The 24,450-nt window shown below is 69.1% G+C and carries 18 protein-coding genes; 5 read left to right on the top strand and 13 right to left on the bottom strand.

Annotated features, from left to right (window positions below; translation table 11 throughout):
* Positions 1–319: 319 nt before the first annotated feature.
* Positions 320–1,471: a uroporphyrinogen-III synthase gene (locus CcI156_RS06925; protein ID WP_076804829.1), complete on the top strand. Its 1,152-nt coding sequence runs from the start codon at positions 320–322 to the stop codon at positions 1,469–1,471.
* Positions 1,472–1,525: 54 nt separating this feature from the next.
* Here the strand turns inward: CcI156_RS06925 and CcI156_RS06920 are convergent, their stop codons facing one another.
* Both CcI156_RS06920 and prfB read right to left on the bottom strand, forming a co-directional pair.
* On the bottom strand, positions 1,526–2,362 hold the full coding sequence (locus CcI156_RS06920) for a polysaccharide deacetylase family protein (RefSeq protein WP_076804827.1): 837 nt from the start codon (positions 2,360–2,362) through the stop codon (positions 1,526–1,528).
* Positions 2,363–2,977: 615 nt separating this feature from the next.
* On the bottom strand, positions 2,978–4,078 hold the full coding sequence (gene prfB / locus CcI156_RS06915) for a peptide chain release factor 2 (protein ID WP_011435244.1): 1,101 nt from the start codon (positions 4,076–4,078) through the stop codon (positions 2,978–2,980).
* Positions 4,079–4,843: 765 nt separating this feature from the next.
* On the opposite strand from prfB, the gene CcI156_RS06910 reads away from it, so the two are divergent.
* A complete protein-coding gene (locus tag CcI156_RS06910) occupies positions 4,844–5,962 on the top strand; it encodes a hypothetical protein (RefSeq protein ID WP_011435242.1) in 1,119 nt (372 codons plus the stop codon).
* Here CcI156_RS06910 and CcI156_RS06905 read toward each other — a convergent pair.
* Positions 5,904–6,311: a pilus assembly protein TadG-related protein gene (locus CcI156_RS06905; RefSeq protein ID WP_049761044.1), complete on the bottom strand. Its 408-nt coding sequence runs from the start codon at positions 6,309–6,311 to the stop codon at positions 5,904–5,906. The genes CcI156_RS06910 and CcI156_RS06905 overlap by 59 nt on opposite strands.
* Before the next feature lie 900 nt (positions 6,312–7,211).
* Between CcI156_RS06905 and CcI156_RS06895 the strand changes: the two genes are divergently transcribed.
* Entirely contained in the window at positions 7,212–8,900 is a 1,689-nt protein-coding gene (locus CcI156_RS06895; protein ID WP_076804824.1) for a CocE/NonD family hydrolase, read from the top strand.
* Positions 8,901–9,151: 251 nt separating this feature from the next.
* Positions 9,152–12,583: an aminoglycoside phosphotransferase family protein gene (locus tag CcI156_RS06890; RefSeq protein WP_254847297.1), complete on the top strand. Its 3,432-nt coding sequence runs from the start codon at positions 9,152–9,154 to the stop codon at positions 12,581–12,583.
* A 267-nt stretch (positions 12,584–12,850) separates the two neighbouring features.
* Here CcI156_RS06890 and CcI156_RS06885 read toward each other — a convergent pair whose 3' ends face one another.
* The 6 genes from CcI156_RS06885 to CcI156_RS06860 form a co-directional block, all read right to left on the bottom strand.
* Positions 12,851–13,294, bottom strand: coding sequence for a hypothetical protein (locus CcI156_RS06885; protein ID WP_035730816.1), 444 nt, complete (start codon positions 13,292–13,294; stop codon positions 12,851–12,853).
* Between the two features lie 176 nt (positions 13,295–13,470).
* On the bottom strand, positions 13,471–13,956 hold the full coding sequence (locus CcI156_RS06880; protein ID WP_369808133.1) for a TadE/TadG family type IV pilus assembly protein: 486 nt from the start codon (positions 13,954–13,956) through the stop codon (positions 13,471–13,473).
* A gap of 28 nt (positions 13,957–13,984) precedes the next feature.
* Positions 13,985–14,212, bottom strand: a complete 228-nt coding sequence (locus CcI156_RS27615; RefSeq protein WP_023839919.1) for a hypothetical protein — start codon at positions 14,210–14,212, stop codon at positions 13,985–13,987.
* Between the two features lie 84 nt (positions 14,213–14,296).
* On the bottom strand, positions 14,297–15,247 hold the full coding sequence (locus CcI156_RS06870) for a type II secretion system F family protein (protein WP_011435234.1): 951 nt from the start codon (positions 15,245–15,247) through the stop codon (positions 14,297–14,299).
* On the bottom strand, positions 15,244–16,134 hold the full coding sequence (locus tag CcI156_RS06865) for a type II secretion system F family protein (RefSeq protein ID WP_011435233.1): 891 nt from the start codon (positions 16,132–16,134) through the stop codon (positions 15,244–15,246). Before CcI156_RS06865 ends, CcI156_RS06870 begins: the two co-directional genes overlap by 4 nt.
* Positions 16,134–17,441 (bottom strand): CpaF family protein, encoded by a 1,308-nt coding sequence (locus CcI156_RS06860; RefSeq protein WP_011435232.1) that lies wholly within the window; start codon positions 17,439–17,441, stop codon positions 16,134–16,136. The genes CcI156_RS06865 and CcI156_RS06860 overlap by 1 nt, the downstream gene beginning before the upstream one ends.
* A gap of 626 nt (positions 17,442–18,067) precedes the next feature.
* On the opposite strand from CcI156_RS06860, the gene CcI156_RS06855 reads away from it, so the two are divergent.
* The gene (locus CcI156_RS06855; RefSeq protein WP_371681769.1) at positions 18,068–19,576 is read left to right on the top strand and encodes a PAS domain-containing protein; all 1,509 of its coding nucleotides are present in this window, start codon (positions 18,068–18,070) and stop codon (positions 19,574–19,576) included.
* Between the two features lie 25 nt (positions 19,577–19,601).
* Here CcI156_RS06855 and CcI156_RS06850 read toward each other — a convergent pair whose 3' ends face one another.
* The 4 genes from CcI156_RS06850 to CcI156_RS06835 form a co-directional block, all read right to left on the bottom strand.
* Positions 19,602–21,155 (bottom strand): hypothetical protein, encoded by a 1,554-nt coding sequence (locus CcI156_RS06850; protein ID WP_076804817.1) that lies wholly within the window; start codon positions 21,153–21,155, stop codon positions 19,602–19,604.
* Between the two features lie 445 nt (positions 21,156–21,600).
* Positions 21,601–22,095, bottom strand: coding sequence for a hypothetical protein (locus CcI156_RS06845; protein WP_023839918.1), 495 nt, complete (start codon positions 22,093–22,095; stop codon positions 21,601–21,603).
* Positions 22,096–22,196: 101 nt separating this feature from the next.
* Positions 22,197–23,252 (bottom strand): patatin-like phospholipase family protein, encoded by a 1,056-nt coding sequence (locus tag CcI156_RS06840; RefSeq protein ID WP_011435228.1) that lies wholly within the window; start codon positions 23,250–23,252, stop codon positions 22,197–22,199.
* A 231-nt stretch (positions 23,253–23,483) separates the two neighbouring features.
* The gene (locus CcI156_RS06835) at positions 23,484–23,987 is read right to left on the bottom strand and encodes a transcriptional regulator (protein WP_011435227.1); all 504 of its coding nucleotides are present in this window, start codon (positions 23,985–23,987) and stop codon (positions 23,484–23,486) included.
* Positions 23,988–24,450 lie beyond the last annotated feature (463 nt).

The raw sequence follows: 24,450 nt of genomic DNA, 5'->3' as shown, positions 1-24,450 counted from the left end.
GAAGTCAGGTCGGTCCGGCTACAAGGCATGCACTCCACGACACGACGGGATGTGAGATGCCCGACGAACGCTCGATGCGGACGTCGTGAATACGCAACGGTGCCGGTTAACACCGGCGTTGCACACCGGCAAGCGCGTGGACATGGCCGTGTCCGATCCTGCGGTGACCGGGGGATCGGCGCGGGACCCCAGCCCAGGAGGTAGCCTTGTGACAATCCGTAGTCCCGGGCGGCCCGACGCTGGCGACCGGTCCGGCGCACCCGGGACCGCCGGAACACCCGAAACCACCAGCCCGCCCGAAACCACCAGCGCACCCGGGATGTTCCCGGCGTCGGCGACATCGAGGGAGCCGGCCGTCAGCGCCGCGCTGCCACCGCTGCTCGGCTTCACCGTCGGGGTCACGGCCGCGCGTCGCCGCGACGAGCTCGCGAACCTCCTCGAACGGCGCGGAGCCCGGGTGGTCCATGCCCCGGCCCTGCGCATAGTGCCGCTTGCCGACGACAGCCTGCTGCTCGCCGCGACCCGGGAGTGCCTCACCCGGCCGCTGGACGCGGTGATCGCCACGACGGCAATCGGCTTCCGCGGCTGGGTGGAGGCCGCCGAGGGCTGGGGGCTCGGCGAGCGGCTGCGCGACCGGCTGGACGGCGCCCGGCTGTTCACCCGCGGGCCGAAGGTCACCGGCGCCGTCCGGGCCGCGGGGCTGACCGAGTGCTGGTCGCCCCGCTCGGAATCCGGCGCCGAGCTCGTCGCCCATCTGCTCACGGAGAACCTGGCCGGGCTGCGCATCGCGGTGCAGCTACACGGCGAGCCATTGCCAGACATGGTCGAGGGACTGCGCGCGGCGGGTGCCGAGGTCGTCGAGATACCGGTGTACCGGTGGGAACCACCGGACGATCTGCGGCCGGTCCGCCGGATGGTCGAGCTCATCGTCACCGGCGKGGTCTCCGCGGTCACCTTCACCAGCGCRCCCGCCGTGGTGAGCCTGCTACGGATCGCCCGGGAGATGGGACAGTTCGACGAACTGCTGACCGCGCTGCGTGGCGAGGTACTGCCCGCGTGCGTGGGTCCGGTCTGTGCCGCCCCCCTCGAACGGCAGGGCGTGGCGACGGTGACCCCGGACCGGTTCCGGCTCGGAGCACTCGTGCGCACGCTGTCCGACGAGCTCCCGCGTCGCCGGGTGCGGACCGTCGAGGCCGCGGGGCACGTGCTGCGGGTCCAGGGCGGGGCAGTGATCGTCAACGGCGAGCCGGTGATGCTCGCACCCAGGACCGCGGCAGTCCTCGACGCGCTGACCGAGCGTCCCGGCCGGGTGCTGTCCCGAGCCGAGCTGCTGCGCCGGACGGGCACGGCCGGGCTGACCGACGAACACGCGGTCGAGATGACCGTCGCCCGGTTACGCACCGCGCTGGGACCGGCCGGCTGCGCGGTCGAGACCGTCATCAAGCGGGGCTATCGGCTCGCGGTCGTGTGAGAGAGCACGCGGTAACCGCCGGGCCCCGGACTCCAGTTTCCCGCGCCCCCGTCGTCAGGCGCCTCGGCCGAGCCGCCAGCGCGCCGCTCGATATGTCCGCCACCCCGACTGCAGTCCTCGCCGGACGCTGAGCAGGGCGTCGCGATGCCCCTGGGAAACGAGCCGAAGGATGTCGGCCGCCCCAGCGGCCCGATTGACGATCAATCGGCTGATGGCGAACCGGGACAACGTCGGTTGATGAATGCGGTATCCGACCTCACAGGCTGATTCGAACCCGGCGGCCGCGACGACATGGCGCACCGCCGCACAGTGATAACCGAAGGGGTAGCAGAAGCTGTCCGGACGCCGGCYGGTTCTCTCCTCGATCAGCCGCCGGCTGGCGGTGACGTCGTACCGCGCCAGAGCGGTCGGCACCACGTCGAGCTCCAGATGACGGTGACCGTGCGAGCCAAGCTCGATGCCCTCCCCGGCGAGCGCGGCGAGGTCGGACCAGTCCAACAGGGGGAGGTTGCGCTCGGTGTAGCCATCCAGCCAGGTGGCGCGCCGGCCGACGAAGGCGGTCGGCACATACAGGGTAGCGCTGGCCCCGATCGCCCGCAGAGCGGGCACCGCGGTGGTGACGAAGTCCTCGAAGCCGTTCTCAAAGGTAATCACCACCTGGCGGCGGGTGGGATGTGCCAGCGCGTCAGTGAGACCGGTGAGGTGGTAGCCGCTTTCGACGAGGGCCTCGAGCTGCTCGGCGAAGGCACCGGGAGGGACCTCCCAGCGTCGGAAGTCCGCACTCACCGAATCACCGACGCCGTGGTACATAAGGACGGGCAGGGGCATCGTGGGCGCACCCTCGAACACGCCGCCTGCGGCGCCGGACGCCGCAGGCGCCAGGGAGGTCACGGCGTTCCCGTACCGGCGAGACTGGCCATCTTGCCCGGATTTGCACCGTTATTTCCACACATATACATGCGTGCATTCGTGTGCAGGGACACAGACCGCACTCCCTCCGCGACAGCGGTTCGCAATTGTGAACGACCAGGTGACACGGGCGTACATCCCATCGGGTGAAGCAGTAGGCGGACCAGATCAAGACACCGAAACTAAAAAATCGAACGGTCCGCGAACTACCCGGAACTCTACACGTGTATACCCGGCATGCCAATGGCGTCAGGAGATCCGGTGGAGTCCTTCCCCGACGCCGGGCCGGGCCGAGCCGCCGGCCGGGCCTACGTCACACCGACGTTCCCACCACGGCCGGATCTTTGTCTTTTCACCGTCCGTTCCCCGAGAGGCAGGCGACATTCGGATGYCGTCCCGGAAACGGGGGATCTCCAGACCCCCGAACCCCCGGAACTCCGAACCTCCGGAACTCCGGAACTCCGGAACCGGAGCGCCGGGCGCCRGGCGCTCATCGTCTCGCCGGGCCACGAGCGCCCGGACGGTGCGGCGAGGCTTGCCCGCTCAGTCCGGAACCAGACACATCCCAGGCGTCGACAAAAGCTCCGAAGAACCCTCTCACGCCTGGTTCTCAACCGACCGCCGCCACCGGATCTCCGCGTCGATGAAATCATCGAGCTCGCCGTCGAGAACACCGCTGGTGTTCGAGGTCTCGGTGTCGGTACGCAGATCCTTCACCATCTGGTACGGGTGGAGGACATAGTTACGGATCTGCGATCCGAAGGAGACGTCCTGTGGCCCGCCGGTGATGCGCTGTTTCTCCGCCGCCTCCTCGGCCCGCCGCCGCTCCAGGAGCTTCGCCTGCAACACGATCATCGCGGCGGCCTTGTTCTGGAGCTGGCTGCGCTCGTTCTGACACGTCACCACGATGCCCGTGGGCAGATGCGTGATGCGGACCGCGGAGTCGGTGGTGTTGACCCCCTGCCCACCCGGACCGGACGAACGGAAAATATCGATACGCAGATCCTTGTCGTCGATGTCGACGTGGTCGGACAGCTCGACGACCGGGGTGACCTCGACCCCGGCGAAGGAGGTCTGCCGCCGGTTCTGGTTGTCGAACGGCGAAATCCGGACGAGCCGGTGCACCCCGTGCTCACTGCGCAGCGTCCCGTACGCATAGGGCGCCTTGACCTGGAAAGTTGCCGACTTCAGACCCGCCTCCTCGGCCTCGGAGGTGTCGAAGACCTCCGTGGCGTAGCCGTGCCGCTCGGCCCACCGCAGGTACATCCGAAGCAACATCGCCGTCCAGTCGGCCGCGTCCACCCCGCCGGCCCCGGCCGAGAGCTGCACGATCGCGTCCCGCTCGTCGTACTCGCCGGACAGCAGGGTCCGAACCTCGAGACCGGCGATGTCACTGGACAGCCTGGGAAGATCGGCTGCGGCCTCGGCGAGCAGATCCTCATCGCCGAGGTCCGCGGCGGCGGCGATGTCGTCRAGACGGCGACGCAGCCCCTCCACCCTGGCGATGTCCCCGCGCGTCGACGACAACCGGCGGGTGACAGCCTGGGCCCGGTCCTGATCGGACCAGAGGTCGGGGTCCGCGGCCTGACGCTCCAGATCCTCGGCGCGACGGCGCAACCCCTCCACGTCGAGAACCGTCTCGATGCCGGTCAACGTGGCATCCAGCTGTTTGATCTCCTCGGACAGGTCGACGGCCATGCTGTTCACCTTACCGGCGGCGCCCGGGGCCACCGCCACAACGGATCTTGTCCGCCCGGACGGGAGCCGGCCGAGTTCGCATCGGCGTCGCGCCGAGCCCCGACGGCATCCCCGCGACCTCCCGACGGCATCCCGACGGCATCCCGACGACGCCTCGACCGGGAAACATCATCGTGGCGAAACATGCAATGGCTCGACGACACGAGGATGAAACATTCGCGGGATGCCACGAGCATTTCGGCCAACCGACGCCCGCACTGCGGACAATCGTTACGGCGGCCCCGGGCGGTCAGGCGGTTCAGCCGTCCGACAACAACCTCCGACAACAACCGATACCAATCCCTGAAGAGACACGTACCACATCGCCGAGTGCGCACAACTCGACGCGTCCGCGGCCCCCAAACGATACCTTCGAAGGCGGCGCTTCGCGCACGAATACGTGAACGCCGGGTTTCGTCGGGACAGTGCGGCCCCGCGACCATATGGGTGTCGGCCATGGAGAGCCCGGATGCGGAGAGCTCGGACGCATCGACCGGTGCGCGCGTGTGCACCGGTCGATGTCGCCGGGACGGGACGAAGACTCAAGGACCGACCCCTACCACGGGAAACCGACCACTACCACGGGAAGAGGAGGAAGGCCGCCGTGAATAACCGGATCCGTCGTCCGAGCGATCGGATCACGCCGTTAGCGGCGGCGACTCACCGCCCCGTCGCGTGCCAGCGGAAGGCCGCGATCATTCCCGCAGGAGCACGGAGGGTCCCATCGTGTCGGAGGTCCCGGAGGTCGCAGACCGACGCTCTGTCCTGGTTGCCACCGGCCTCGCGGCGGTGGGCTCCGTGAGTCTGCGCGGCGACGCGTCCGGCCTGCACGAAGCCTGCATGGCAGCCCTGACCGCGACGGTCAGGGCCTACGAGACGTCTGATCTGATCACTACCACGTCCGCCCTGGTCTCGCTGGAGCGCACGACACAGACCGTGCCCCGGGAGCACCGGCTGCGCGGCCGGCCGGCGCTGGAGTGGATGCGGCTGCACGCGGCGGTCACGACGGTGGCTGCTGCCACCGCCTACGACCGCGGCAAACACTCCGACGCCGCTGCGCGGGCCGACCGGGCCGCGGCGCTCGCCCGGGCGGCCGGGGACGGGCCACTCGCCGCCCGCGCCCTGGCCCTGCGCGCCCGGGTGGTCCGCCCACACAGCCCGGCGGTGTCCTTGCAGATCGCCGGGGCGGCGGCGCGGATCGCGGGGCACAGCTCCACCCGGGCCCTCATCGCCGGGAAGGTCGTCACCAGCGCCTGTGCGGCGACCGGCGACCGGGCAGGCGTCCGGGACGCCGTCGCCAGAGCCTGGCAGACGATGGAACGGCTCGACGACACCGCCCACGGCTCGCCGGGTTTCTCGCTCGACACTTACTCCCCGGCGGATCTGGCCTTGGCCTGCGCCGAGGCCCTGACCACCGTCGGCGCGGCCGACGAGGCCACGCCTCACCTGGAACGCGCCTCGACGTTGATCACCGGCAGCGGCCAGACGGGCATGGTGGTCTCGGTGCGGATGGCGCAGGCCCGGGCCGCGCTGGCCCGGGAGGTCCCGGATCGCGACGAGGCAGCCCAGCACGCCGCTCAGGCGGTGGCGCTGTCCGCCGGGCGGCCGGCCGAATGGGTGGCCCGGCTGGTCCGGGACGTGTCGGATCTGGCCGAGCGCCGCACCGGCCACGGTCTCGACGATCTCATGGACGCCACCTCGACCTGGTTGCATCAGGGGTCGGAGGAAAGCCAACGGGTGACGCGCACGCAACCGGCGCGGTTCGGCGTTCCGGCGCCGGCCGGCGTCATGGTGCAGCGGGCTGGCGGACCACCGACTGTGCCTGCGCTCCGGCACGTACCGTGACCGGACCCACCCCGAGGGAGCCGACGACCGGAAGGTCGACCACACGCGTGCCCTCCACCTCCACCGTCGTCGCGTCGACGAGGGTGGAGGTGAGGATCGTGCGGCCACTCGGATCGGCCCGGCGCTGGTACTGATCGACGGTCGTGGCGATGTCGGCGAGGGGCAGGCGCTCGAAGGCGTCGGTGGTGGTGTAGATCGCGTTCTCGTCGATGCGCTGGGCAGCGGCCAGCGCGGCGCCGTCGGCGGCCGAGGCCACCGACCGACGAGCGAGGTAGACGGCGGACACGTCGGTCACAACGACCACCAGCATCGCCGCGACCATGAGATACCCCAACGTCAGCACGAGAATGGTCCCGCCGTCCGCGCGGTTGGTCCCGTCCGGGCGGACGACTCCGTCCGGGCGGACGACTCCGTCCGGGCGGACGACTCCGTCCGGGCGGACGACTCCGTCCGGTGTTCCGGTCGACCCCGTTACTCCGGTCGACCCCGTTACTCCGGCCGACCCCGTTACTCCGGCCGACCCCGTTACTCCGGCCGACCCCGTTGCTCCGGCCGACCCCGTTGCTCCGGCCGACCCCGTTGCTCCGGCCGACCCCGTCCCGCCGCTGGTCACAGGCACATGTTTGGTCACGGGCACGCGTTCTCCTTGCTGACGCTCCTGCCGGAAGGCCGAACAGGCGAGGCCGGAAACCCACTGCCCCAGCAACCCTATTAGCAACCCTATTGTGGAAGAATAGCAGCCCCATTGCGGGAGAATACGGTCATGCGGCACTGATCCGCCTTACTACCGGAGTCATCGACCGGTTCCRCTCGATGGACGTCAACGGCGGYGCACTGATCGTGGGACACGTCGTGGCGAGCGTGCTCGCAATCTCGTCTCGACGKCGCTGGTGTTCGGCGTGGCCTTCGCCATCGGCTTCCGCTCGCCCGCGGGYCTCGGGCGGTGGCTCGCCGCTGTGGGCGTGCTGGCGCTGTTCGTACTCTCGCTGTCCTGGCTGCAGGGCTTCGCTCGTAACCAGCAGCCGCGTGCGGGTCAAAACCATCTTGCCGTACGGCGCGCGGACAAAGTACTCACCTCACCCCTGACGATCGCGTACACCTCTAGGCTCCGAACCCGTGCACCGGGAGACTTCCGCACCACGGATCCGATATCCGGATCTCACCTCGTCACGGCCGCGGACGATCGCGCGTCCGTCGGCCAGGTTCGCCGGCAGGCTCCTTTTCCCATACCCAGAAGGGGATCATCCAAGTGACCACGGCTGCCAAGACCACGAACGTGTTCGATTTCGCGCCCAATGACAGAACACTGCTCGACGCGGAGATCGCCGCTCTCGAGAATCTCGAGAGCGGCGACTTCAAGAATCTCCCGCCGGCGACCGTGGCAAAGTTCGGGGAACTGCGGGGGGCGGGGACCTTCACGGCGACCAGGATCCCCGGAGCCGATGCCGACGTCCAACTCGACGCCGGCGTGCTGGTCCCCCTCAAGCCGGGGCCGCACCCGGTTGTCATCATGCCGGCTCCGCTGGCGCCGACGGGATGGAAGTCGTATCCGGGGATGCTCCTGAACTTCGCGCTCAAGGGATATCTGGCGGTCGCGTACAGCGAGCGTGGGATCGCCGACTCCACAGGGAAGATAGACGTCGCCGGTCCGCGGGACCGGGCGGACGGCTCGGCCGTGATCGACTGGGTACTGAACACCTATCCCGACCGCGCGGATCAGGATCGGATCGGGTTCGCGGGGTCGTCCTACGGCGCCGGCCAGAGCCTGATCATCGCGGCGCATGACGACCGGGTGCGGGCCGTGTGCGCGCAGAGCRCCTGGGCCGATCTGGGCCGATCGCTGTACGAGAACGAGACACGACACCTGCTGGCGTTCGAGGAGCTCGCCAAGCTGTTCGGCGAGGAGAACCTCTCCGCCGAAGTCAGGGAAATCTTCGACGACTTCCGGGCGAATCGGAATATCGAACGGCTGCTGGAGTTCAGCGCGGTCCGTTCACCGGTTACCTATCTGAACGAGCTCAACGCCAGGAGGGTCCCCATCTTCCTCGGCACCTACTGGCACGAGACCATCTTCTCGGTACCCGCGGTGGTGGAGTTCTTCAACGCATTGATCGGTCCCAAACGTCTCCTGGTACTGATCGGAGATCACGGCGGCGACGAGATCAAGGGATTTCTCGGCGGCATCAGTCGTCCGACAGCGACGACCTTCCGCTGGCTGGACCGCTTCGTTGCCGACGAGGAGAACGGCGTGGAGAACGACGGCGACGTGCACACCGAGTACATGCACAACCTGTTCACGATCAAGAAGCTCGCCGACTGGGACTCGTACACGCTGCCGCCGCGACGCTACTACCTGAACGYGCCGCTGCCGGGGACATCGGACGGCTCACTGACGCCTCAGCCCAACTCCGGGTGGAGCCACACCTTCCGGGCCGGCACGGACACCCCAGCACTGATAGCCCCGGCCCTGGTAAAKACCGGCGTCCTCGAAAGACTGGGGGCTCCGATCGTGTACGAGACCTCGGAGATCTCCCGCGAGGACGCCGCGGTGTGGTCGACCGAACCGCTCACCGCACCGAGTCAGATCACCGGAACCGTCTCGGCGCATCTCACGGTCACCCCGTCCGCGAAGAGCGCGACGCTCGTGGCGCACCTGTTCGACGTCGACCCGGGTACCGGTAAGGCAAAAATCATCACCAGCGCGCCCTTCACCCTGCTCAACGACCGCGAGGGAGAGACGCAAACGATCGACATCCACCTACAGCCGGCCGACTACCGCATCACGCCGGGCCACCAGATACAGCTGGTCGTGGACACCAAGGACAGGTTCTTCGGCGACGCCACCGTCACCAACAGCAAAATCGAGATCTCGTCCACCGACGGCTCCTCGTCCTACCTGAACATCCCGCTCGACGAGATTCCGCTCGAGAACGACTAGCCGACCGGATCCCACGGCGCACGCCTACCCGGGTGCGGAACCGTGGTCGCGGTCCCGCACCCGGGCTCGCCCCCCGGGTGCGGGTCGGAAGGATCGGATCGCGCCGCAGCACGATGTGCTGGTCCATCGTGCGTCGTCAAGCTCGACTATGATTGCATCGTCCTCGACGGTATCGCGGTCTGTGATGGTCGGAGGTTTACATGGCGCCTGCGCCACGGTTTCATCKGGTCGCCGCACTGCAGCGGCGTTTCGTGGACCGCGAACCGGTGCTGGCGGCTTTCGCCGAAGAGCTGACCCATCTAGGTGACGGTCCACGGGTCTTCAACGCCATCGGCGTGGGCGGTATAGGTAAGTCACGACTACTGCGCGAGTTGAAGGACCGGGCGGCAACCCGGTATCGAACGGCATCACTCGATCTGCAGGTGCACTCGTTGCGCCAGCAGGAAGACGCGCTGGCGGTGCTACGCAACGAACTGGGGTCGCAAGGGGTACACTTCGATCRCTTCGACATCGCCTACGCAGTGCTGTGGCAGCGGCTACACCCACATCTGCGGTTGAACCGTTCGGAACTGGCATTCGTCGACGAGAGTTCCATTCTCGCGGATATCGCCGACACGATGACCGGAATTCCGATTTTCGGTACGGCCCGCGGCCTTATCAAGCTGTTGGAGCGTGGCGGCTGCGACATACGCCGCCGCCTGCGGGTGCGGCGCGATCCCACCCTGGCGACACTCGACGACCTGCCGAACAGTGAGCTCGCCGACGCCGTCACGTTTCTGTTCGCTGAAGACCTTCGGGCTGCCAGCCAGGACAGACAGTATGTGATCATCCTTGACAGCCACGAGGCACTGGTGCCGAGCCCGGTACGCACCGGACGGGCGCAACTCGCGGATGCCTGGCTACGTGATCTCGTGGCACAGCTCGACCGCGGCCTGGTGGTCATCGCCAGCCGGGAACCGTTGCGGTGGGAACTGACGGATCCCGACTGGGACGGCCTCATCGAGATATGCGACATCGGCGGCCTGCCCATGGAAGCCCGGCTGGAASTCCTCGACACCGGTGGGATCACCGATCCGTTCCAGCGCCAGACAATTGCGGACGCCAGCGCAGGTCTCCCATTCTATCTGAACCTGGCGGTGGACACGCACCTGCAGACCGGTGGGCGGGTCAGCGGTGCCCTCGTGTCCCAGCAGGAGATCTTGGCGCGCTTTCTTCAGCATGTCGCCCCGGAAGAGATTCGATCACTGGAGGTCCTGAGCCCGGCGCGAATCTTCGACTATGATATTTTTCGGATGCTGACGGCCACGTTCCATCTCCCGGGACATCGCATCGCCTGGGAATCCCTCACCGCATATTCATTCGTATACCCGGCGAACACCGCGCTGCGGTTTCATCAGCTCATGGCCGCAGCCCTGCGGGAACGGCTTTCTCCGGGCACTACCACCGACATCCACGCCCTGCTACAGGGACTGTGGGAGAACCGGGCCGACCAGGCGACCGGCCAGGACAGCGGCGCTCATGCCGCCCGCGCCCTGCGGGAGGCCGCGTATCACGCCCTGCGGGGTCGGCAGATCAGCGGCGAGAGCATCCTCGGCTATGCCGACCACGCGGTTCGCCGTGGGGGACACAGCGCAGCCCAAGGCATCACCGAGGACCTGCGCGCCCGGCTCAACGACCAACCCGACCACGACAACCTGCCCGAAGCGCTGCGGTGCCTGCAGGCTGAGGCGGCGATTCGCCTCGGCGACGCGGCCACGGTCACGGCGCTGGTTCCCGAACCGGTCACCGCTCTGGCCATCGACACAATGGTCGGCGCGCGGCTCGCCGTGGCCGCCGGACATGGTCGACGCATCGCCGGTGAGACCCGGGCCGCGCTCGACGCCTACACCCAGGTCTGGGACCACGCCACGGGGGCATCCCGGCTGACCGCGGGCCTGTGGGCCGCCGACCTTCACATGGCCCAGGGCCGGTTCCGAGACGCGGAAGCACTCGCCACCGACCTGAGTGCGTCCGCTCCGGGGCAGGACACCGAGTTTCACGGAGACGTGGCCCGGATGCGTCACCTCGCCCACCGGTTCGCGTTCGAGTTCGACGCCGCCGCCCGCTATCTCGACGAGGCCGCCGCCCACTACGCCGCAGCCGATAGCGTTCTCGGGTTGGCCAACATCCAGACCAACCGGGCCGAACTCCTCGCCTATACCCACCCTGCCGAGGCCATCGTCGAGGCAGGCCAGGCGATCGAGATCCAACGCGAGATCGGCGCCYATCACGAGCTCGGCAAGGCGTATACCGCTCTCGCCATCGGGCAGCTCCGATGCGGYCAGCTCGACGAGGCCGAGACCTCCCTACGGTCCGCGTGCGCCGCCCTCGATGGGGTCGGGTATCGCTCCGGTCGAGCCCGCGCCGAGTTCTACCGCGCCCTGGTCCATGCTCGCCGGGGTCAGCTCGACGAAGCGGTTTCCTCGCTCCAGTGGAGCGTCCGCGAGCTGGAAGCAGCCGACGTCTACCCGACAATCATCCTCTGCTCGGCGCACGCACTGTCCATCCTCGGCATCGATGACGGGCAGGTGACCGCCGCCGCGAGCCGGGCACGGGCAGGAATCCAGCCGTTCGGCACGCTTACCGATCTTGACGCCCGCGTCGAGGACTTCGTCGCCGACCTRCTCAACGGGCACACGTGGCGGCCCGACGAACTGTACCGGCAGGCGGTCGGGCGCCCCGATGCCGCGTCGGGTTTCTACAATCACAACATCCGGATGGACACGCCGGCCGGAGACGTGATTGTTCGTATCCCGATTCCGGGCAGCGACATCATGGACCTGATGATCTGGCCGGAAGGGGACGTGCTGCGCGCCATCCGCGGGACCGTGACCCACGCGCCCCGTCTGCTCTACGCCCGCATGCAGCCCCGCTATCAGATCGTGGAATTCCTTCCCGGTCAGCTCCTCGACAACACCGCACCACGCGGCACCCGTGTCCCCGACCACGTCATCGGCGACGTCGTGGAACTCTTCGGGCAGCTCGGCCTCGTCCCGCGCGAACGCCTGCCGCAATCGCCGCCAGGCTGGCCGGCGGACGGGCGGACCGCCGACTTCGCCCGCCGCCTGTCCGCTGTCACCGCAGGCGTGCATTCCCGGTTCCTTCCCGACTTCGGCGATCTGTACGCCGAGTTCGGCATCCCCATCGACGCGCTCACCGAGATCAACAGTCGATGGACGACGCTGCACCCGCGGCCTTTCCGCCTTCTCCATACCGACATCCACCGCAAGAACATCATCATCTCGGATGGCCAAGCCTACTTCCTCGACTGGGAACTCGCCCTGTGGGGCGATCCGGTCTATGATCTTGCGGTCCACCTGCACAAGATGAGCTACCAGCCCGACGAGTCAGCCGCACTCGTCCATGGGTGGACCTCCGTTGTCAACGGTCCGGCCACCGAGGGATGGCAGTCAGACCTCGACACCTACCTCTCCCACGAACGGGTGAAGTCCGCCATCGTCGACACCGTCCGCTACACAAAAATCATCACCGAAGGAAACCTCAGCCGCGATGACACACATGCATTCATCGACAAGCTCGTCAGGAAACTCGCCGCCGCGCACGCCGTACTCAGCAACCGAGTTACCATCGACCACGAGGCCGCCGCAGCCCTCATACAGCAGTGGGCCGGCAGACGCCGATAGCCAGCCCAGCAAGAACGGCCAGGTGTCCGCGCGGATCGACATCAGTGGAGTCCACGGACGTGGTGTACATCGCGTGGCGGYCGAGTTTTGGGGAGCCAGTCACGCTTCAGGGACCGCAGACCGGACTCTGCTCCCCCAAATTCGCCGACCTGGCGCGCCGAGCCGAGTTGCTCCCCGAGCCGGACAAGTCCTTCGCCGCCAAAAAGTCCACCGGACCCCGTAAAACCTTGCGATCCCGCGTAACCMCGTGAACGTACGAAACCCCTGCTAGGGCTGGGTTTCCCGCCTGTCGGCGCGGAACTGATCAATCACTACGGTGAACTGGCCGTTAACCGTGACATCGGTAATGCCGGAGAACAAGGCGCCGGTTCCCGGCAGCGCCACGACCGTACGGACACAGACGACGAACGACGCGCCCGGCTCCAGGGTTGCCGCGCCGTCTCCGGGATCCCCCGCACCACAGTCGGCGCCCTCGGGAGCGAACCGGACCTGTGGCGCGCCGGGGACGCCCTGGTCGGCGAGGGCGAGCTGCGCGGCGAGCCGCGCCCGGTCCATGCCCTGCGTCTCACTGTCCGCGGTGGCGAACGCCCGCCCGGCCTCCCGGGCGGCCTGGGTCACCCCGAACGCCGCGCGCTGCACCGCGAAGACGCACAGGAACAGGTAGACGAACGGGATGAGCAGCACGACGGACAATCCAACGAATTCGATCATCGCCGAACCGTCGTCGGCCCTGGTCGCCCGGCCTTCCTGTCCGGGCCCGACAACGCGGCCTATGCGACCGACGCGGCGCACGAAAGCCACACAACCTGTCCTGATCATCATGATCGCCCGCGGCAGGGAGTGCAGGATCGCCCGCGCGACCCGATCTCCCGCCACGCCACCCCTCGTCACGGCAGTTCCTTGAGCGCATGGCCCTTCACCGTGATCGTGATGCCGTCGCCCAGTGGGACCAGGACGAGCGGCACGGCAACCCGGCAGGTGACCTCCGCGAGCGGCGTGCCACCCGGCCCATCGACCTGCGCCCCGGTGCAGACGGCGTCGGACCGTCCCGGGATGGTCCGCGCGATGAGGGCCTGGGCGTAGGGACCGCCCTCGCTCGCCGGTACGCCGAGGTTGGCCGCGTGCCTGGCTCCCTCCGCGGCGTCCGCCGCGAGCGTGTTGCGGATGTGCAGCACCAGGCCGACCTGGATGATCCCCAGGATCAGGAAGAGCAACAACGTCCCCACCAGGATGAACTCGACGACGGCCGATCCGCCGTCAGCCGCGTCAGCCGCGTCCGAGGCGTCCGAGGCGTCCGAGGCGTCCGAGGCGTCCTCGACGCCGTCCTCGACCGCGTCCGGTCGGTGCCCGGTTCCCCTGGGGCCGCCGTCGATCCCGTCCGGCCCCGCGGCGGCCGCGAGCTCAGCCGCCACCGCCGATACCCGACACCGAGTTGATGGCCGAGGTGAACAGGTTCTGCAGGGCGGGCGTCGCCAGGGTGGCGATCGCGACCACCAGCGCCGCCGTCATGACGGTTATCATGACCCAGCCGGGGACGTCCCCCCGGTCGCGATCATGGCGGCTGCCCGATGCGACGGCTGACCGCCAGGCCCGCCATCTCGCTTTCACGGCCTGCCCTGTTCGTCCCATGTCTCCTCCTTCAGGCTGGCTGATCCGACCTCGCCGGACGGACGCGTCCACCCCGCGGGCGGCCACCTGCGCGCCCCCGGACACTCACTGCGCGATCACGGTGAAACTCACCAGGGCCGGGTAGAAGGCAAAAATCACGGTCGTCGGCAGGACGAGGAACACGACCGGGATCATCATCGCGATCTCCTTGCGGCCACCGGCCTCCAGCAGCTGCCGCTTGCCCGCCTCACGCGCGTCGACGGCCTGCGCGCGCAGGATGTCCGCCAGCGGCGTCCCCCGTTCGATCGCGACCGCCATCCCGTCGACGAACCGCACTAGGGGCGCCAACGCCGTACGCGCCGCGATGCCCTCCAACGCCTGCACGAGGGTGGCCCCGGCGCGGGCGTCGGCCAGCGCAAGCCGCAGCTCGCGCCCAAGCTCGCCGTGGGTCAACCGGCTGACCCGCTCCAGCGCCCCGATGGCCGACTCCCCCGCGGTCACCGCGAGCGCCAGCAGCTCCGCGATCGTCGGGAACTCCAGCAGCATCCGGTCCTCGCGTTCGGAGATCGCCCGCGACAGCCAGTAGTCCCGGGCCACCACCCCACCGGCCGTGCCAGCGACGATCAAGGCGACACTGACCAGGGCCGGCGGGCCGACGCCGAGCAGCGCGCGCAGCGCCAGCAGGAAGGCGCCGATCAGCGCCCCGCTGGCCGCGCAGATGACCTGCTGGACGCGGAACTCCTCGATGCTGGTCCGTCCGCCGGCCTGGGTCAGCCGGCGTTGCAGGGCGGCCCGGCCCCCCAGGAAACGGTCGAGTCGACCGGCGGCGTCCGCGAGTAACGGGCGCGCGAGCGCCTCGACCGCGGCGAGGCCCGGCCGCGGCACCCCCCGCGGCCGGTCGTCGAGCAGCCTCGAGGGTGTGGGGGTGTCCCGCAGGTAGGGATCGATTCGGTCAGCGAGGTGGATGCGCCGGGCCCGGGGGGAGCGGTAAACGATGATGACCAGGCCCAGCCCGACGAGGAACCCGATCAGCGCACCGCTGGCGACCGTGGTCACAATCCCGCCCCCCGGCCGGCTGCCGCTCCCCCGCGCAGCACCCGGCCCTCCTCCGGCAACCGGCCGATCCGCTTCATGAGCAGGTAGGCGAGGGCCGACACGGCGCCGCCCACCACGAGCACCAGGACCCCGGTCGGGCTGTCGTAGGCCCGCACGTTCTGCCCCCGGGTGGCCAGCAGGAGCAGCACGATCCAGGGGGCGGCGAGCGCGAGTCGGGCGGCGTTCACCGTCCAACTCTGCCGCGTCTCAAGCTCGGCGCGGGTGCGGGCGTCCTCCCGCAGGAAGGTGGACAGCGTGCGCAACAGCCGGCCGAGGTCGGTCCCGCCGACCTCCCGGGCCATCCGCAGCGACTCGATGATGCGGTCGGCCACCGGATCGGCGAGCTCGTCGGCGAGGCGGTCCAGGCAGGCCGAGAACGACCCGGTGGCGCTGTAGTCCTCGCCGAACCGGGTGAAGGCCGGTCGCAGCTGCACCGGCCCCCGCACCCCCACCGCGGCCAGGCCCTCGGGCAGCGACATCCCGGCCCGCACCGCGCTGGACAGGTTGTCGACGACGTCCGGCCACAGCTCCCGCAGATCATGCCTGCGGGCATGCCGCCGACGGACCACGAGAGCTCGGGGCAGCAGACTCGCAAACACGACGAAGGCGCCGGCCAGCGACACGGTCTCGGTGAATGCCAGGACGACCAGGCCGACCAACAGGCCCAGACCCAGGCTAATCATGACGAACTGGCGCGGGGTCACGCCGCGGATGCCCGCCTGGGCGAGCAGGTCGCTCGTCGACCGTTCCCAGCGCGCCGTCGCCGACCAGGCCGGGAACCGCGGCCGGCCGCTGGTGACGATAAGGAACAGACCCAGACCGAACAGCAGGCCGAGGAAGATGCCCATCAGCGCTCCGCGGCGATCTCGGGCCAGCCCCCGCCGGGCCGATGATGATGGTAATCATGGTCGCTCTGGGCCAGCAGGGCGGGCAGGTCGTAGCCGGCGCGGGCGAACCGTTCGGGATGTGGYGGGAAGCCGTCGGCGCGGACCAGTCCGTCCGCGCGCGAGCGGTAGATCTGGGCAATCTCGATGACATCCCCCTCCGTCCGGCCGGGCAGCGCGACGACCTCGGTGACGCGGCGCCGGCCCGAGACGTCCTTCTCCAGATGGACGACGAGGTCCACGCTGGCGGCGACGGTGGGCACCACGAAGGCATGGCTGACGTTCTCGCCGGCGAGCAGGGGCAGGGTGCACAGCTTCGTCACGGCCTCGCGAGCCGAGTTCGCGTGCAGGCTGCACATACCGGGCAGCCCGGAGTTGAGCGCGATCAGCAGGTCGAGCGCCTCCTCTTGGCGAACCTCGCCGACCAGGAGCCGGTCCGGGCGCATCCGCAGGGCCTCCTTGACCAGCCGGCGCAGCCGGATTTCCCCGCTGCCCTCCAGGTTGGCCTGCCGGGTCTGCATCGCCACCCAGTCGGCGGCCCGCAGCTTCAGCTCGAACACCTCCTCGCAGCTGATCACCCGTTCCCGGGCCGGGATGGCCGAGCCGAGACAGTTGAGCATGGTCGTCTTGCCGGCCTGGGTGCCGCCCGCAACGATGATGTTGAGGCCGGCGACGACCGCGGCGTCCAGAAAGGCGGCCGCTGCCAGCGTGATCGTCCCAAGACCGACCAGTTCGTCCAGGCTCGACGCGGACAGCACAAACTTACGGATGTTGATCGACCAGTGCACCCGGGTGACATCGGGGATGACCACGTGCAGCCGGGAACCATCCGGAAGCATGGCGTCGACGAACGGGGTCGAGAGGTCCACCCGCCGGCCCGAGGACTTCAGCATCCGCTCGACGAGGTCCTGGACCTGATCGGCGGTCAGAATGGTCGTCGTCAGCTCGCTGCGACCGGCCCGGGCGACGAATACCCGGCCCGGCTCGTTGATCCAGACCTCCTCCACAGTCGGGTCGTCGAGGTGGCGTTGCAGCGGCCCGAACCCGGCAACCGCGTCATAGACCAGCCGGGCGGTGACGTCCCGGTCGACGACCGGGGGAAGGTCGCTGACGAGAGCCCGTTCCTCATAGTCGGCGAGCACCTCGTGAACGAGCTGACGCACCTGCGCCGGGTCCCGCACGGGATCGAGAGAACGCCGCCGGACAAGCTCTCTGACCTCGTCCTCCACGAACGATGTCGCGTCCAGCCAACTGCCGCGTGCCACCGCCACGAAAACCGCTGCTCCTCCGACTTTCGTCTCTTCCCGCCCCAACAATTGCCACGAAGCGTAGAAAGAAGGTCACTGGTAAGCAACCCCCGACGTCGGGGGCAGACGCAACAACGTTCGCACAACCCCCACCGAGGGTGTGGAGCGGKTAGGACTCAGGTAGGCCACAGCCCGTACAGGGTCCCACCTTGACCACCAAGACTGCTACTCTCCGCAGTCAAAAAGCGGCCGCGGACCGGACATTCATCCTCGCTCTGCGCGCATATCGACTGCACCGACGGTGCACCAACCGCCCCGGAAACGCCCGCGCGATTTCTCCCTCGAAACGACGCCGAGGCGATAGCCTTTCGGCGGTCCCTAACCCGAACATCCCTGTAGTCGATATCGCATCGCTGGGTCGACAGGCGGAACCCCCCCACCCCGCCGGTCTCATCCAGCGTCCCACCAACGCCTGCCTCGGGGGTCCCTTCCGTGTCCGGTCAGCCAACAACCAGCGCGGTCGTCAGCCGCTCGCGAGAACCTCATTCGGCCACCAGGGCGGCGTTGCCCCCGACGCATCCCCGGCACGATCCCCCGGGGGGGAAAGGGGCATCACGATGAGTGGCGCCCGGGATCCCCGATCGTCAGACATGTTCGACACGACCGCTTGGAAAATGTTCTGGCGGATTGTCGAAAACTGCCCGGTCGCGGTATTCGCCACCGATACGGCAGGCCGGTATCTCTTTGTGAACCGGCTGTGGTCMGAGTTGACCGGCGTTACCCGCGACGAGGCGGTCGGACGGGGATGGCAACGCATTGTCCATCCCGGCGACGTAGCGAACGTCGGCAGCCGATGGCGGCACCTCGTCACGCACGGCGACGGGTTTTCGATCCAGGTCCGGTTGATCCGACCGGGCGAACCACCCTGCGACGCGGTCATGCAGACGGTGGTGACCTCGGCAGGGGACGGTAGACGACGGATCGTCGGCACCCTCACCGTGCCGTCGGCCAGTGCGTTCGAGAACGCCGCCGGGCCGGTGACGGGTGTGCCGATGAAGGGTGTGCCAGTGTCCTCGCCGCGGGTCCAGGGGCGTCGCTCCCCGATCGGCCCATCGTCCGCGGACCAGCCCGATACCGACGACGTCGCTGTCCGGGAACGAGCCGAACCCGACGTCGCCTCCCGCGAACCGGCGCCTCACGAAGCGGCCGATCTCGAACACCTTGACGACGAGCAGGCCGAACTCGACCGCCTTCACCGTCGCGAGGCGGCTTTCGAACTCGCAGCTCTCGATCCCGACCTCCTCGACGGACACCTGCTCGGTCATGATCTCCTCKGCCTCCAGGCCCTCGCCGCCGATGGGGTGCCCGCGGGCGATCTCGACAGGTTCGGCGTGTTCGACGGACCGGACCCGTTCGACGGACCGGACCCGTYCGACGGACCGGACCCCTGTGATCTGCCRGACCAGTCCGATCGGGGCGATCGGGGCTGGGAATGGTCTGTTCCGCTTCCCCGCCGGCCGGTTCCCGGCGAACCGACGCCAGGCCGGGCGACRTCCCGTGAATCCACCGAGGATCGGCCCACGGTCGGGTTTCCCCGCGGGACGCTCCCGCCTGGAGCGGAGTGGCGCGCGGCCGTGGCCCTGCATCGCAGCGAGAACGACGACCTGCGTCCCTTCGGACGCGCCAGGGGCTCGAACCACACCTGTGGCTGCCTGTTCTCCGAGGCCCGACGGATCGAGGAGGCATGCCGGGACCGGGAACGCTGGCTGACGACCCTGCTCGCCGAACTGACGACCGCCGTGCTCATCGCCGACCGGGACGGGCGTGTGGTGGCGGTGAACCAGGTGTACTGCGATCTGTTCGATCTGGCGGACCTGCCCGTCGACCTGGTCGGAACGGACTGCCGGCTGCAGCTGCGTCCCCGGCCCGGGCTGGTGGACGATCCATCCGGATTCGCGACGCGCCTGGACATCCTGCTCCGCCGACGGCGGACGCTACGCCGGGAGACGGTGATGTTCGCCGACGGACGGGTGTTCGAGCGTAGCCACATCCCGCTGACCGCGGCCGACGGCTACCGCGGCCATGTCTGGCTCTACTGCGACGTCACCGACCGCCGGATCCTGGAGGCTGAGATCGAGGGACTCATCTCCGGACTGTGACCGAGCGGGGTGGAGGGCGGTCCGGTCAGTAGACGCCGCCGTAGTGCCGGGCCTGCAGATCCTGGGCCTGGCCGACCCAATCGTCGGAGACRATGCGGTCACCGAAGCCATCCAGCCGGTGAGCGAGCCGCTCGACGTCGGTATCACCCATTTCGGCCAGCTGGCTGAAGGTTGTGATGCCCAACGCCCGCAGCCGGGCCTCGATCACCGGGCCCACGCCGACAATCTCCTTGAGGTTGTCGCCGCCCGACCGCACGGGATCGAGGAGACCGTTCCACCGCGGCGCGGGTTCCAGCACGACCCGGCTACCCGTGCCCGGCTGGCCGCTGGCCCCGTTCGTTCCACCGGTGCTCCTGCCACCGGTGCTCTTCACGCCGCYGCCACTCCCCTGACCACTCGACGGCGGTCCGCCCAGGGCCGGTGGCCGGTTCTTCGTGGCAACGCCGCTCGCCTGGACCGTCGCCCCCGAGACGTTCGGCTCGGGCGACAGGGCCAGGCCGTGCGCGGGCAGCGCGCTCTTCGACGGCCCCGCGTCGTTCGGGGTGACCGCGAGGTTCGACGGGACCACGCCGCCCGCGGCAGCAACCCCGACCGCCTCGGCAGTGGGGGCGGCCTCGGCAGTGGGGGCGGCCTCGGCAGTGGGGGCGGCCTCGGGATGCTCGGCACCGGCTTCCTCGTCGGAGGAGGCCTGGCCCAGAAGCGCCTCGGATTTCGCGATCCGCCCCAGCAGACTGAGCCGTTCGGCCGCCCATTCGGCCTGGTGCCGATCCAGCCGGGTGGTCATGGTGGCCACCTGGCGTTGCGCGTCCTCCGCCTCCGTACGGGCCATGGCCAGCCGGGAGGAGAACTTGGCCGCCCGGCCCTCGGCCTCGACGAGCTGTCTGCGCAGCAGCTCGGCCTCATGGGCGAGCTGCGCAGCCGAGGGGCCGACGGGATCACCGCCCGCCCCCGGAGAGCCCGCCGGCACCGGGCCGGCGGCACCCGAACCGGCGGCACCCGAACCGGCGGCACCCGAACCGGCCGGGAGGGCCTGGGCCGCGCCGGGTGTCACGGCGTACGCCCGGGCCCGCAGCGCCGTTTCGATCTCCTCGACCCGGGCGCCTGCGATCACAGCATGGCGCTCCGCCTCGGCGATTCGCCGTTCGGACTCCGCGGCACGCTGTTCGGCGACAGCGAGCCGGGCAGTTAGATCCGCCTTCTCCAGGGCGACGTCGTCACGCTGCMGGCGCAACCGGGCGATCAGCTCGGCGGCCTGCCCTGTGCCCGTGCCGCGGGCGCCCGAATCGGGGACACCCGTGTCGGCGTCGCCGGTGCCCGCCGGCCCGGCGTTTACCCGGTTCACGTCGTTCGCGGCTGCCGCCCGATCGGCCGACGGGACCGCGCCGGGGCGGGATTCGTCGAGGTCCGGTCCGGTGCCGGCCGGTGTCTCCCCCGATCCCGCCCGATTTCGCGCGGCGTCGGCGTCGGCGTTGCGGGCCTGCCGGCGCAGCGGCGCGATCAGGAAGACCCATGCCAGCGCCGCACCAATGAGCATCGCCACCAGCACGTACGCCAGGATCTGCCCGGCGAGGTACAGCATGGGCTGCCAGCCTCCTTACCGCGGTGGGTCGGTCGAGATCACACCTGCCAGCGGGGGTGACATCTCGGTACGAAGGTTGTGGAAAGTGGAGCCCCCTCGGCGCCATCCAGGTGGTGACCCGGTCGCCGCCGCAAGGCTCCCCAGCATTATTCGCAACGCCCGACATCGGCCGCACCCGGGGAGGTTCAACCGTTGGCCACGTCGATCTCCCTGGGTGGGAAATCACCGTTCACGGACGTCAGACGACGAACAGCACCCCAGGGAGGAGCCTGGAAAGACAACCACGAGGGCCGCCCGTCGGGAACATTTCACGCCAGCTGGTCACCAGTCCAGACAGCATGCCCCAACGAGCCGTCAACGTGCGTGGTCTCCTCCCCCGTGCGGGGGTGACCTCCACCGCGCGGGGGTCACCCCCGCGCACTCAACATCCGCGTCTCCGCCGGGGTCAGAGAAGATCGGGAAGCTCCTGAGGCGCGAACCACAGCAGTTCGAAGCCCTCGACGCTGTCCACGGTGAAGGCGGCGTCATCCCCACCGAGATCGGCCTCGACGATGCACTTCGCCGCCGCCGCGACCGCCGCGACGACCTCCTCGTCGTCTCCGTCGTCGACATGGATGGCCTGCGCGGCCGACCACGGCACCGGGAAGTCCACCTCGACGGCACCCCGCTCAAGATCGTCGCGTACCCGCACCTCGCCGTCCGCGACATCGGCCACGAAGACCACGCGCCGGCGCGGCGCGGACGGGTCGGCGTCCAGCAGTCGCAGGCTCGCCCGGCCGGCGTCGTGCAGCGCCGCGTACTCCAACTCCTCCTCGGACTCCGACTGGGCGTACCACTCACGCGTCGCGGGGGTGACCGCGAATCCGGTGCCTGGGGGGATGCGCGCGGATTCCCAGACCGATCGGGCGACGGCCAGCGTGGACGGGAGATAGATGCGCACCCGCTCAGTGTGCAACCAACCGGGGCGAGCCGGCCACGAGGACCCGGTCAGCCACGAGAACCCAGTCAGCCACGAGAACCCAGTCAGCCACGAGAACCCGGTCAGCCAGCCAGGCCGAGCCCGAGCCGGCCCCCCCTCGCCTCGGCGTCGTCGGTGGCCCCGTCGTCGGTGGCCCCGGCCACGCCGGAACGGGCGGAACGGGCGGCGACATGCAGGGCCTCGCCCGTCGTACGCAGCGCCGTCTCGAACACCTGGGCCCGCCGGGTCAGATCCATCACGTTTCCGCCGATGACCTCGAGGTCCTCCGGACCTGGGCAGAGCACCGTCACCCGGGTGCCCGCCGCCTCCACCATCTCGACCTCCCGCATCAGCCGGCGGGTGGCGGCCCGGCGGACCTGGCGTTCGACCCGGGCCACCGTGCCACGGGGTCGGTCGAGTTGGAACGAGCAGGCCGGGGCGAGCACCAGGATCTCCGCGAGGCCCGCGTCGGCAAGAAGATCGACTGATGCGGGCGATCGGGTTCCGCCGTCGACGAACCGCTGGCCGTCCACCGTGACCGGGGCGTACCAGCCGGGAATGGCACACGACGCCATCACCGCCTCGGACAAGGTCGCCCGAGGCGCATCGGCCACGCCGAACAGCACGCGCTCACCGGTGTCGAAGTTCATGGCCACCACCCGCAGCGCGGGCCTGGTCGGCCATTCGGTCGGATCGAGGCCCTTGCGGTCCATCGCCGCGGTCACCAGATCGCCGACCGCGGAGATCTTCCCACGGCCCTGTGGAAGCATCGCCGCCAGCGTGACCATCGGCGAGGACCGCCGGGGGTGCCGGGCGCTGGCCGTCAGCAGCCTCGGTGAGCCCATGCGCATCCGGGGGCGCGGGGGTAGGGAGGCACCGAGGTCGCGGTAGTCAAGAACGGGATCACCCGCCTCGTAGATCCCCCGCTCGGAATTGGCCATCACGTCGATGCCGATCCCCAGACCGAGCAGGGCCGCGACCACCGAGCCGGCGGACGTGCCGACCACCAGGTCGGCTCCGCTCAGGTCGCGGCCGGTCGCGGTCTCGACCGCCCGCATCGCGCCGATCATCCAGGCGGAGCCGAGCACTCCACCGGCCCCCAGGACCAGACCTCTGCGTGGGGCCCGTTTCCTGGTCATAGTCCACCTCCCGGCGCGGCGACCGGGAAGGGAGACGCATCGCGCTGGGATGCCCGCCGCCCGGCATGCTCGCTGCCATGTGGGCCGCCCGGTCGCACCTGGGCCGGGCCGCCCACGAACGGCGTGCCCGCCGCGTCGGGACGGCCGGGGATGGGCCAGTAGCAGTCCACGGTCCGCGTTGACCGTACCTTGCTGCTCTCGGCGCTCGAAGCGCCCGGGCAGTCCACCGGACTACTCCGGCGGCTCCTCGCTACTCTCTTCGGGGAAACTGGTCTCCAGCACTCCCCAGGTCCGCAGCCGCTCGGCGAACTCCTGGGGGGTCGTGTCGTGGAGCAGGGCGAGCGCACGCACGTCGCCATCCCGGATGGACAGCACGCGGCCGGCGTAGTCGTCCCGTTGGCGCTGGATCTGGGCGACCCACCGACGAACGAGAGCAGAGGAGTCCGGCGGAGCCTCGCTCAGCTTCTCCAGGTTGAGCACCGTACGTGGGCGACGCTCCCGCGGCGGCAGCTGATCCTCGTTGGGCAACAGCGCCGAGACCGGGACTCCGTAGAATCCCGCGAGTTCGGAGAGCTGATGCACGCTGATCATGCGGTCACCGCGCTCATAGGAACCAACGGCAGCGGTCTTCCACCGCCCCCGCGACTTCTGCTCCACTCCCTGCAGCGACAGACCCTGCTGTATCCGAATCGCCCGCAACCGGGCGCCCACGGCCTTCGCGTACTCTCGGCTCACCCGACACACCCCCAGCCGTCTCGAACGAGCATCACGTACCTCTCGTCGCGCCCATAGGAGATCAAGGTACGACTCGTGTRGCGCTGGCGAGGCATGCTCCCACTAACGTAACGTTGCCGAAAGAGACCGCTCACAGATACATATACGATGCTACGTTGCGCGACTTTCTTGTGCGACTTCTCTCGCATCTCAGACTCTATGAATTAAGAAAGTTACTCTATGTAGTAAATCTTATAAGATCGAAAGCTATCAGCAAGATCCCTCTCACGACTTGACCGAAGTCCCTCCACATAGCGATGCCCCTAAATTGCTCGCCGTAACCGCTCCCACTACGCCGGGATGATGGTGCGAATACTTTATGTCACGGTTACGCCAAGGGCGTAACCGTGAGTTGCCGACACCGCGCGAGCGATCAGCCGAACGGCAGCAGGCCCAGCGGCAGGCCCAGCAGGGGATGCGGCTC

It is taken from the genome of Frankia sp. CcI156 (assembly GCF_001983015.1).
GTDB classification, from domain to species: Bacteria; Actinomycetota; Actinomycetes; order Frankiales; family Frankiaceae; genus Frankia; species Frankia casuarinae.
Note: the sequence above shows the minus strand (reverse complement) of the source record. Positions and strands in the feature narration are given on the sequence as shown.

Bases quoted from the DNA above. Each gene is read 5' to 3' on its own strand.
- CcI156_RS06885 (WP_035730816.1), bottom strand. From the start codon at position 13,294: ATGATCGAATTCGTTGGATTGTCCGTCGTGCTGCTCATCCCGTTCGTC.
- CcI156_RS27615 (WP_023839919.1), bottom strand. From the start codon at position 14,212: ATGGGACGAACAGGGCAGGCCGTGAAAGCGAGATGGCGGGCCTGGCGG.
- CcI156_RS06865 (WP_011435233.1), bottom strand. From the start codon at position 16,134: ATGGGCATCTTCCTCGGCCTGCTGTTCGGTCTGGGTCTGTTCCTTATC.
- CcI156_RS06840 (WP_011435228.1), bottom strand. From the start codon at position 23,252: ATGACCAGGAAACGGGCCCCACGCAGAGGTCTGGTCCTGGGGGCCGGT.